We start from the raw sequence: 2,454 nt of genomic DNA, 5'->3' as shown, positions 1-2,454 counted from the left end.
TTTGTTTTGATATTTTTAATTCGTCATACGCGTAAAAAATAGCAATTTTTTTCCCTTCACAAAATAAATGTCTGTCGGATTTATTCATCATATACATACTTTCATTCCTTACGATGCCTTCACCATCTATAAAACTAAAACTATTCGGTATGTTTCTTCTTTCCATTCCTGCCTCATATATTGACGATATTACTCCGGAAACGCTTCTGGTGATAATCTGTCCGGAATCAATATTAGCCCACCATTCATCCGACGCAAACAATCCTTTGTCTTTTTTGATGCCAAAGATACTTTCGTCATTCAATGACAGTAATCTTGTATCTTCAATATGCTCCTTCTTTTTTCTATTTTTCATATCTTTTTTAAAATCATAAACTAAATACATATCATCATCTAAATTTAAATAGCTCATTTTATATCTCCAATTTTTTCAAATGGAGTCCGTCTTCGATTTCAGTGGTTAATTTTGTTCCGCTTTTGCCGAAATATTCATCAGACAGACAATGCCGGATTTTTCCATCTTGATTCTTTATTTCGTTTTTACAGACGCTATCTTCAGACGGCCTATTTCGTTGTATAGGCCGTCTGAAACCTTTTACTGTCAAATGTTATCAACATTCTGCCCTGTCAGGGCGCGCTGTATGTTGCGGTTCATGCGCTTGGCGGCGAAGTTGTCGGTGCTGTGGCTGAGTTTGGCGACGGCGGCACGAATGTCTTCGGCTTTACCGTCTTTCAGACGACCTTGCAAATCGGCGATGTCTTGCTGGATTTGTGCAAGCTCTTCGGTATCCAGCAAATCTCTATCCAATTCAAGGGCGGCGTTGACGGCGTCGGTCAGGCTTTCGGCTTCGACTACGGCTTCGGCGCGTGCGCGTGCGGCCATGTCTTCGGCAGCGTTGCTCATGCTGTCTTTGAGCATTTGGGTGATGGTGCTGTCATCCAAACCGTAGGAAGGTTTGACTTCGATTTGCGCCTGTACGCCAGTGCTTTGTTCTTGTGCGGAAACAGACAGCAAACCGTCGGCGTCAACTTGGAAGGTCACGCGGATACGCGCTGCGCCTGCGGCCATCGGCGGAATGCCGCGCAGGGTGAATTTGGCAAGGCTGCGGCAGTCGGAAACGAGTTCGCGCTCGCCTTGTACGACGTGTATCGTCATAGCGGTTTGACCGTCTTTGAAAGTGGTAAAGTCCTGCGCACGCGCGGTAGGAATGGTAGAGTTGCGAGGAATGATTTTCTCGGCAAGGCCGCCGTATGTTTCCAAACCGAGTGACAAAGGTGTAACGTCAAGCAGCAGCCATTCGCCGTCGGTTTTGTTACCGGCAAGGACGTTTGCCTGTATGGCGGCACCGAGTGCGACCACTTCGTCAGGATTGAGGTTGTTCAGCGGGGTTTGTCCGAAGAATGTGGCAACTGCTTGTTGAACATGCAACATGCGGGTAGAGCCGCCAACCATAATCACGCCTTTGACATCTGCCTTGGTTACGCCTGCGTCTTTCAAAGCCTGTTTGACGGGCTCGATGGTTTTTTGTACCAGATTTTGGGTCAGATTGTGAAACTCTTGGCGGGTAATGACGGTATGAACTTTATGGCCGTCTGAAAGTGTGGTTTCGATGACGGCTTCGGTTTGAGTGGTCAGTTTTTCTTTGGCGGTACGGACAAGGGAAAGCAGAAGTTGGCTGTCTTGTTCGTTGAGTTTGGAAAGGTCGTTTTGTTCGAGCAGGTAGCAGAACAAACGATGGTCGAAGTCATCGCCGCCCAATGCGCTGTTGCCGCCGGTGGCTTTAACTTCAAACAATCCTTTGGTCAGTTGCAATACTGATACGTCGAATGTACCACCGCCCAGGTCGTAAACGACAAACGTGCCTTCTGAAGCGTTGTCCAGTCCGTAGGCGATTGCGGCGGCGGTCGGCTCGTTGAGGAGGCGCAATACATTCAAGCCTGCCAAGCGTGCGGCATCTTTGGTGGCTTGACGTTGGGCATCGTCGAAATAGGCAGGTACGGTAATGACGGCACCGACCAAATCGCCGCCTAATGTTTCTTCGGCACGCGATTTAAGGGCTTTGAGGATTTCAGCCGATACTTCGATAGGCGTTTTTGCACCTTGACGGGTGTTTAACTCGACCACGCGCTCATTGGGTGTAAATCGATAGGGCAGGTATTGCGCCTCTTGTGCGAGGTCGGTAAGGGTGCGGCCGATCAGGCGTTTGGCGGAGCTGACTGTATTTAGCGGATCGGTTTTTTGGGCAGAAAGGGCGTTTTTGCCGACTTCAACTTCGCCATCCAAATAACGGACAACCGAAGGCAGGGTGGCGCGGCCGTCTGAATCAGGCAGGCAGACTGCGCTGCCGCTGCGGACTGTGGCAACCAAGCTGTTGGTTGTGCCTAAATCAATGCCTACGGCGAGGCGGTGTTGATGGGGGGCGGCGGACATGCCGGGTTCTGAAATCTGCAAAA

At 49.3% G+C, this 2,454-nt stretch carries 2 protein-coding genes; both read right to left on the bottom strand.

The genetic code is table 11. The features are described from left to right. Positions 1-412 (bottom strand): hypothetical protein (locus ACTHUE_RS15565; RefSeq protein WP_440423938.1); only part of this gene is annotated, 412 nt, incomplete at its 3' end. A 189-nt stretch (positions 413-601) separates the two neighbouring features. Then, a complete protein-coding gene (hscA, locus tag ACTHUE_RS15560; protein WP_440423937.1) occupies positions 602-2,452 on the bottom strand; it encodes a Fe-S protein assembly chaperone HscA in 1,851 nt (616 codons plus the stop codon). Positions 2,453-2,454 lie beyond the last annotated feature (2 nt).

The organism is Neisseria sp. P0021.S005 (genome assembly GCF_051956955.1).
This window is presented reverse-complemented; position numbering and strand designations above follow the sequence as displayed.